Annotated in this window: 9 protein-coding genes; 8 read left to right on the top strand and 1 reads right to left on the bottom strand. The window is 71.5% G+C overall.

Annotation, left to right across the window (positions count from 1 at the left end):
* The 4 genes from AB0N14_RS04680 to AB0N14_RS04665 form a co-directional block, all read left to right on the top strand.
* Nucleotides 1-617, top strand: a 617-nt coding sequence (locus AB0N14_RS04680; protein ID WP_366024216.1) for an LLM class flavin-dependent oxidoreductase, incomplete at its 5' end; no start/stop codon positions are given.
* The gene (locus AB0N14_RS04675; protein WP_366024215.1) at nt 614-1,381 is read left to right on the top strand and encodes an FMN reductase; all 768 of its coding nucleotides are present in this window, start codon (nt 614-616) and stop codon (nt 1,379-1,381) included. The genes AB0N14_RS04680 and AB0N14_RS04675, both read left to right, overlap by 4 nt.
* A gap of 498 nt (nt 1,382-1,879) precedes the next feature.
* On the top strand, nt 1,880-2,578 hold the full coding sequence (locus AB0N14_RS04670; RefSeq protein WP_366024262.1) for a response regulator transcription factor: 699 nt from the start codon (nt 1,880-1,882) through the stop codon (nt 2,576-2,578).
* Between the two features lie 48 nt (nt 2,579-2,626).
* Nucleotides 2,627-4,144: a HAMP domain-containing sensor histidine kinase gene (locus AB0N14_RS04665; protein WP_366024261.1), complete on the top strand. Its 1,518-nt coding sequence runs from the start codon at nt 2,627-2,629 to the stop codon at nt 4,142-4,144.
* Nucleotides 4,145-4,149: 5 nt separating this feature from the next.
* On the opposite strand, the gene AB0N14_RS04660 is transcribed toward AB0N14_RS04665, so the two are convergent.
* Complete coding sequence (locus AB0N14_RS04660) at nt 4,150-6,102, bottom strand: amino acid transporter (protein WP_366024214.1); 1,953 nt, start codon at nt 6,100-6,102, stop codon at nt 4,150-4,152.
* A gap of 471 nt (nt 6,103-6,573) precedes the next feature.
* Between AB0N14_RS04660 and AB0N14_RS04655 the strand changes: the two genes are divergently transcribed.
* The 4 genes from AB0N14_RS04655 to kdpF all read left to right on the top strand — a co-directional run bounded on the left by AB0N14_RS04655 (nt 6,574) and on the right by kdpF (nt 7,946).
* The gene (locus tag AB0N14_RS04655) at nt 6,574-7,062 is read left to right on the top strand and encodes a hypothetical protein (RefSeq protein ID WP_366024213.1); all 489 of its coding nucleotides are present in this window, start codon (nt 6,574-6,576) and stop codon (nt 7,060-7,062) included.
* Nucleotides 7,063-7,188: 126 nt separating this feature from the next.
* On the top strand, nt 7,189-7,551 hold the full coding sequence (locus tag AB0N14_RS04650) for a DUF952 domain-containing protein (protein ID WP_366024212.1): 363 nt from the start codon (nt 7,189-7,191) through the stop codon (nt 7,549-7,551).
* A gap of 129 nt (nt 7,552-7,680) precedes the next feature.
* Nucleotides 7,681-7,842, top strand: coding sequence for a hypothetical protein (locus AB0N14_RS04645; RefSeq protein ID WP_366024211.1), 162 nt, complete (start codon nt 7,681-7,683; stop codon nt 7,840-7,842).
* Nucleotides 7,839-7,946 (top strand): K(+)-transporting ATPase subunit F, encoded by a 108-nt coding sequence (gene kdpF / locus AB0N14_RS04640; protein ID WP_366024210.1) that lies wholly within the window; start codon nt 7,839-7,841, stop codon nt 7,944-7,946. The genes AB0N14_RS04645 and kdpF overlap by 4 nt, the downstream gene beginning before the upstream one ends.
* The last annotated feature ends 13 nt before the right edge of the window (nt 7,947-7,959 follow it).

The following is a 7,959-nucleotide window of genomic DNA, read 5'->3' as shown; positions in this document are numbered from 1 at the left end:
TGGACGGCGTACCGCCGTTCGTCTGGCACGGCTCCATCCGCTCCCCGGAGATCGCCGAGCAGGCCGCCTTCTACGGCGACGGCTTCTTCCACAACAACATCTTCTGGCCCGCCGACCACACCAAGCGCATGGTCGAGTTCTATCGGGAGCGCTTCGCCCACTACGGGCACGGCACCCCCGAGCAGGCGATCGTCGGCCTGGGCGGGCAGGTGTTCATGCGGAAGAACTCCCAGGACGCGGTGCGCGAGTTCCGGCCGTACTTCGACAACGCGCCGGTGTACGGGCACGGGCCGTCCCTCGAGGACTTCACCGAGCAGACCCCGCTGACCGTCGGGTCGCCGCAGCAGGTGATCGAGAAGACGCTGGGCTTCCGCGAGTACGCCGGGGACTACCAGCGGCAGCTGTTCCTGATGGACCACGCGGGACTGCCCCTGAAGACCGTGCTGGAGCAGCTCGACATGCTCGGCGAGGAGGTCGTGCCGGTCCTGCGGAAGGAGCTCGCTGAAGACCGGCCGGCCGGGGTGCCGGACGCGCCGACGCACGCGTCGCTGCTGGCCGCCAAGGAGGCCGGGGAGAGCGCGCAGGAGACCACCGCGGAAGGGGTGAGCGCCGTATGAAAAAGCTGGTCGTCGTCTCGGCCGGGCTGAGCGTGCCGTCGTCGACGCGGCTGCTCGCGGACCGGCTGGCCGCCGCGGTGGAGCGCAGGGCACCGGTGTCGGTGCGGGTCGTGGAGCTGCGGGACCTCGCCGTGGAGATCGCGCACAACTTCACGAACGGCTTTCCGGGCCGGGCGCTGGCCGCCGCGCTCGAGGCCGTGACGGAGGCGGACGGGCTGATCGTCGTCACGCCGGTGTTCTCGGCGTCGTACAGCGGGCTGTTCAAGTCGTTCTTCGACGTGGTGGACAAGGACGCGCTGGTGGGCAAGCCGGTCCTGATCGCCGCCACCGGCGGCTCGGCCCGTCACTCCCTGGTCCTGGACCACGCGCTGCGTCCGCTCTTCTCCCACCTGCGCGCGGTGGTCGCCCCGACGGGCGTCTACGCCGCGTCGGAGGACTGGGGCGCGGAGGGCCTGCCGGAACGGATCGAACGGGCGGCGGGGGAGCTGGCCGGGCTGATGCGAGCGGGGTCCCTCCGGGAGGAGCCGGATCGGGCGGTGACGGTCCCTGCCCCTTCCGCACCCGAGCCGCGCGGGTCCCTTTCCGAGCCCGCCGGGTCCCTGACGGAGCCCGCCGGTGCCCTGCGGGAGCCCGCGGGAGCGGGGAGCGCGGCCGGGGCGGCGGACGGCGACGGTACGTCCCCCGGGGACGGCCGTGGCGCGACCGTCTCGCACGGCTTCCGGGTGGTCCCGTTCGAGGAGCAGCTGGCCGCCCTGCGCGGCTAGGTGTAGTGACCCGCGTGAACAACCCCGCGGGTCCATACACCTGGGGCCTCTCGTCCGGATCATGCCGTGGGTGTGGATGTGGGTGTCGGTGTGGGCCGCCGCCGTCGTGCCGTGCCGGCCCACCCTTCCGCGTCGGCCGGTCTCCGGACCGGGGGGAGGATCCGGGACCGGCCGGGCGGACCCCCACTCGGCCTCGCCCCGGACCGGCGGGCCGGGCGGGCTCGGGGGTTCGGCGGGGCCGGTGGCTCGGCACGGGGTGTCCGGCGGCGGGACCCGTCGACAGGCACCCGCTGCCGCTGCGTCGCGGCCCGCCTCGATGGCTCTCCGCGTCCCCTCTCCGGAGGGTCACGCGGTGAAGTGACTCAGCCGACACAGTGGCCCGACCAGGTAAGTCACCGCAGCCGAGGCGGTGAGAGGCGGGTAAGAAGCCCCTTCCTCGCTCCACCACCCGCTGGTGCACCGCCGTGACCTTGGCAGACTGGGGGCGTGACCCAGACAGTGCTGCTCGCCGAGGACGACCGCGCCATCCGTCATGCCCTGGAACGCGCGCTGACACTGGAGGGGTACCAGGTGACCGCCGTGGCTGACGGCGTGGAGGCCCTCGCGCAGGCCCACCGCTGCCGCCCCGACGTGCTCGTCCTCGATGTGATGATGCCCGGCATCGACGGCCTCCAGGTGTGCCGCGTGCTGCGCGCCGAGGGCGACCGCACGCCCATCCTGATGCTCACCGCACTGGTCGAGACGGCCGACCGCATCGCCGGCCTGGACGCGGGCGCCGACGACTACGTCGTCAAGCCGTTCGACGTCGAGGAGGTCTTCGCCCGGCTCCGGGCGCTGCTGCGCCGCAGCAATGGAGGCTCCTTCGAGGCACTCAAGGAAGAGGACAAGACCCCCACCGGCCAGGTGTCCGTCGCCGGGCTGCGCATGGACGTGCAGGCGCGCCGGGCGTGGCGCGGCGAGCGCGAGCTGGAACTGACCCGCACCGAGTTCGACCTGCTGGAACTGCTCGCCCGCAACGCGGGCATCGTGCTGGACCACGCCACGATCTACGACCGCATCTGGGGTTACGACTTCGGCCCCGGATCCAAGAACCTCGCCGTCTACGTGGGCTATCTGCGGCGCAAGCTCGACGAGCCGGGCGCACCGGCGCTCATCCACACGGTTCGCGGCGTGGGGTACGTACTGAGGGAGGATTAGGTGCCTCCACCACGCCGTTCCGGCGCCGACGTGGGCGTCGGGTTCTGGATGCGCCTGTGGCATCGGCTGCCGCCCGGACTGCGCGGCCGGCTGCGGCTGCGGGCCCGGCTGCGCAAGGTGTCCTCGCTGCGGACGACCTTCACGGTGTCGTTCGCGGCCGTCGCCGCCGGCGTCACCGTCCTCGTCGGCTTCCTGAGCTACGACGCCGCCGCCCGCCTGGTGCGCGTGGACCAGCAGACCGTGTTCACCCAGGTCGTCGCCGACCTGCGGGACCAGGTCGGCCAGAAGCAGCTGATGCCGGACGACTTCGCCATCTCCGACAAGGACCACGAGACCCCGCGCGACGACATCATCCGGCCCGCCCGCACGGTCGTGCAGGTGCTCGGCCCCGGCGGCGCGGTCGTCGACCACTCCAACCCGCCGCTGCCCGTGGGCGCCGACGACCGCAAGATCGCCGCCAGTGCCAAGGCCGCCAAGCTGCTGGAGCACAAGAACGTCGACGTCGGCGGCGACGTCTACCGGGTCGCGACCGTGGCGCTCGGCCACGGCCAGGGCGGAGTGCAGGTCGCCCAGGAGCTCAGCTCCACCGAAGACCTGCTGCGCAGCCTCCAGCAGCGCACGGCCCTGCTGATGGGAGCGGTCGTGATCGCGGCCGGCCTGTTCGGCTGGTGGCTGGCCCGGCGGATCACCCGGCGACTGGTCGTCCTGGCCGGGGCCGCCGAGGACGTGGCGCGCACCCGGCGGCTCGGCATCCAGGTGCCGGTCACCGGGAACGACGAGGTGGGCCGTCTCGGCCGCTCCTTCGACCGCATGCTCGGGCGTCTCGCCCAGTCGGAGGACGACCAGCGACGCCTGGTGCAGGACGCGGGTCATGAGCTGCGCACGCCGCTCACCTCGCTGCGGACGAACATCTCCCTGCTGCGCCGGATAGACGAGCTGCCGCCCGCCGCCCGCGAGGAGCTGGTCGCCGACCTCGCGGAGGAGTCCCGCGAGCTGACCGACCTGGTGAACGAACTGGTCGCGCTGGCGGCCGGGCAGTCGGACACCGAGCCGGTGCAACGGCTGACGCTGGCCGACGTCGCGGAGGACGCGGCGACGATCGCCCGGCGGCGTACGGGGCGTGAGATCGTCGTCCGGGCCGGTGGGGACACGACGGTCGACGGCCGTACCACGGCTTTGCAGCGGGCGGTGTCGAACCTGCTGGAGAACGCGGCGAAGTTCGACCGGGACGCCGAGGCGCCGATCGAGATCGTCGTGACCGGTCCCGAGCATCCGTTCCGGCTGGAGGACACGGACGAGCCGGAGAGCGGGACTCCGCTGGGGATCGTACGGGTGGAGGTGCTGGACCGGGGGCCCGGGATCGAGGAGGCGGATCTCATGCGGATCTTCGACCGGTTCTACCGGGCCGCGGACGCGCGGAGTCTGCCGGGGTCGGGACTGGGGTTGTCGATCGTGCGGGAGGTGGCCACCTCGCACGGGGGCGCGTCGTTCGCGTACCCGCGTGAGGGGGGCGGGGCGGTCATCGGGTTCACGGTGGGCGGGGGAGCCAGGGCCGGGGGCGACTGACGGGGTCACCCGACGTGCACGCGTGGCCGGCGCGCGCGGTTCGGTTCCGCTTCGCGCAGGACCTCCCGGGTGACCGGGGCCACCTCGCCCTGGCCGAAGAGGAAGAAGCGCAGGAAGTTGGCGAACGGGTTGCCCTCGGTCCACTCGAAGTAGATGTGCGGGATGCAGCCGGTGCTCTCCCGGACGTGCAGCATCAGGGCCGCGAGGGCGTTGGGGATCGAGGACGACTCCAGGGTGAGCACCCGGTAGCGGCCGTGCATGACCTCTCCGCGGACCGTCATGCTCGACTCGAACTCCGAGGGGTCGCGGACGGTCACCTCCACGAAGACGAAGTCCTCCTGCGGCGGGAGGTCGTTGTCGTTGCGGATCTGCTCGATCTTGTCCCGGTACTCGACGAGGTCCCGGTTGTCGGGCTCGTTGGCGATGAAGCGGATACGGCGGCTGGCGATGTCTCTAACGAAACGTTCCGCCATGGCGTCGAGCGTCACGCTGGTCACACGCAGCTCGAAGGCACGGGCGAGCCGCGACAGCAGCGAGACCAGGATGATCCCGGCGATGAAGCAGGCGCCGATCTTCACACCGTCCGGCCGCTCGATGACGTTCACGACCGTCGTGTACAGGAACACCGCGGAGATCGCCGCGAAGACGACCACCAGGCGGCGCTGGCGGGCCTTGTGGGTGGCGATGGTCACCGCGATCGCGGCGGAGCTGATCAGCACCAGGACGCCGGTGGCGTAGGCGCCGCCCTGGGCGTCGACGTTGGCGTCGAAGATCCAGGTGACCAGGAAGGCGATCAGGATGAAGACGATGACCATGGGGCGCACCGCACGGGCCCACTGCGGGGCCATGCCGTAGCGGGGCAGGTAGCGGGGCATCAGGTTGAGCAGCCCGGCCATGGCGGACGCGCCCGCGAACCACAGGATCGCGATCGTCGAGATGTCGTAGACCGAGCCGAAGGCGCCCCCCAGGTGCTCGTGCGCGAGGTAGGCCAGCGCGCGCCCGTTGGCGGGGCCGCCCAGCTTGAACGCGGGTGCCGGGATCAGCAGCGTCGTGATGAAGCTGGTCGTGATCAGGAAGACGCTCATGATGACCGCGGCCGTGGTCAGCAGTTTCTTGGTGTCCCGGATCCGGCCGGTGGGCCTGTCCTCGCTGTCGCCGGGGTCGCCCTGGACGTGGGGCATGACGGCGACACCGGTCTCGAAGCCGGACAGGCCGAGCGCCAGTTTCGGGAAGACGATCAGGGCCAGCCCGACCATGACGAACACGTTGCCGTGCTGGGCGGTCAGGGCGCCGGTCCAGTCGGTCACCACGTGCTCGGCGGTCAGGACGTGCCACAGGCCCACCACCACGACGACGGCGTTCAGCGCCAGGTACACGCCGACCAGGGCGACCGCGACGCCGATGGCCTCCAGGAAGCCCTTGAGGAAGACGGCACCGAGGAGGGCGATCAGAAGCAGGGTGATCAGTATCTGGTGGCCCTGCAGGGCGTTGGTGAGGTGGGGGTTCTGGACCAGGTGGGTGGAGGCGTCGGCGGCGGAGAGGGTGATGGTGATCAGGAAGTCGGTGGCGGCGAAGCCGAGCAGGGTGAGGACGAACAGCTTGCCCTGCCAGAAGGAGAGCAGGCGCTCCAGCATGGCGATGGAGCCTTCGCCGTGCGGGCTCTCCTCGGCGACGCGGCGGTAGACGGGCAGGGCGCCGGCCAGGGTGATGGCGACGAGGACGACGGTGGCGACGGGGGAGAGCAGGCCGGCGGCGAGGGCGGCGATGCCGGGCTGGTAGCCGAGGGTGGAGAAGTAGTCGACGCCGGTCAGGCACATCACCCGCCACCAGCGCTGGCCCTTGTGCGGGGGCTCGGGCGGGGCGTGCGGGCCCTGCAGGGTGCCCTTGCCCATGTCGGACAGGCCCTGCAGCATCCACGCCCGCAACCGGCTCGGACGAGCGTGCTCCGTGGCGGCCATCGGCGTGCTCCTGCCATACGGCTCTACGAACGGTCCCGGCCACCTACGGCACATCCATCCCGTACGTGGCCATAGAGGATGCCGCGCTACCAGCGTAGGCAGAGGGAGGGGCGGGGGCCTGCGCACGGTGGCGGGCGGGGGCCTGCGCACGGTGGCGGGCGGGGGCCTGCGTACGGCGGCGGGAGACGGGCGGCGCGGATCGGCGGGAGACGGGCGGCGCGGATCGGCGGCGGGGACGGGCGGCGCGGATCGGCGGCGGGGACGCGAAGCGGAACAAGGTAAGAAATAGCTCGCCGAGGTGACCCGATCCACCTGCTCTGATTACAAGAGGTAACCGGTTTGGGGGCGTAGGCGTTACTGCAATGCGGTGACATCCGGGTCGCCGCCGGATCGGTTACATGGAAGCCTCAAGAGTGCGCGCGCTGGGGGGAGTCCGTCCGTGGGGGATCTGTCGAAGCACAGGAGACAAACGTGAAATCCTCACTTCGCACCCGCTCCACCCGTGCGCTTGCCGCCGGTGCCCTCTCTGTTGCGCTGCTGACGTCCGCGGCGGCCGCCGCGTTCGCCGCCGGCCCGGTCGCACCCAACCCGGTCGCGCCCGACCCGGCGAACAGCACGTCGGCGAAGTCGCCGGACCCCCTGGCGACAAAGCCGGACCAGCCCAACCTCAAGCCGGCCGTGCCCGCGGCCTCGATCACCATCCGCGCCGACAGGACCGAGGTGAAGTCCGGCCAGTCGGTGACGCTCACGGGTCAGACCAAGGGCCTGAAGGCGGGCGACAGGCTCGACCTCCAGCGCTACGACGGCAGGAAGTGGACCACCGTGAAGACCGTCACGGTCAAGCGGGGCAGCAGCTACACCTATGCCGTGGCCACCAAGCTGACCGGGATGGGCAAGGAGAAGCTTCGCGTGGTCCACGCGAAGACGATGTCGCCGACGGTGACCATCACCGTGAAGTGACGCCGTGAGAGCGGGGGCGTCCCGGACCGGGGCGCCCCCGCTTTCACATGCCTGCCCCTCGGCACGGGACCGCGTCCGTCCCCTTGGGCGCGGGGAGGACGGGCGCGCCCGTAGTTGAATCGGGCCATGATCTATCACGTCGTACCGCTCGCCGACTGGAACGCGGCTCCCGACCGCCCGTACGCCCCCGCCTCCCTCGCGGAGGACGGCTTCGTCCACTGCTCTCCCGACGAGGAGACGACGCTGGCCGTCGTGAACGCGTTCTACCGCGGCGCGCCGAGGCCGTTGCTGGCGCTGCTCCTCGACGAGAGCCGGCTCACCGCACGGTGCGAGTGGGAGCGGGCGGTCCCCGCGCCGCCGCCGGGCGTGGCCGAAGGCACCCTGTTCCCCCATGTGTTCGGCCCGGTCGACCGCGACGCCGTCACGCGGATCCTGGAGGTCGAGTGGGACGAGGAGGGCCGGGCGGCCGGGCTGAAGGACGCGGACTGATCCGCGCGTCGATCAGCGCCTGCCGCTGCGCGGCCTCGGGACCGGGCCGAGGCCCTGGGAGCCGACAGCGGCAGCACGGGCCGTAAGAGCCCCGTCAAAGGCGCGGGGACCGCCGTATGAGGGCCGTCAATGGACGACCGGATCCGGGCGGAGAGGAGTTCTCCTCTAAACGTCCGTTTCTGCCGCACCTCATTCCAGGAGTTCGCGATGGCCGATGTGGCCTTCGTCGTCGTCACGCTCGCGGTCTTCGCGCTGGTGGCCCTCGTCGCCAAGGGGGTGACGAAGCTGTGACCGCCGGGGCTGCATCCGATTTCGAGATGGGCGTCGGCCTGGTCGTGGCCGTCGCCCTGCTGGGCTACCTCGTCCTCGCCCTGCTCTTCCCGGAGAGGTTCTGACGGTGACATCGAC

Origin of the sequence: Streptomyces sp. NPDC051104 (assembly GCF_040682835.1) — a bacterium.
Taxonomy (GTDB): domain Bacteria; phylum Actinomycetota; class Actinomycetes; order Streptomycetales; family Streptomycetaceae; genus Streptomyces; species Streptomyces cynarae.
This window is presented reverse-complemented; position numbering and strand designations above follow the sequence as displayed.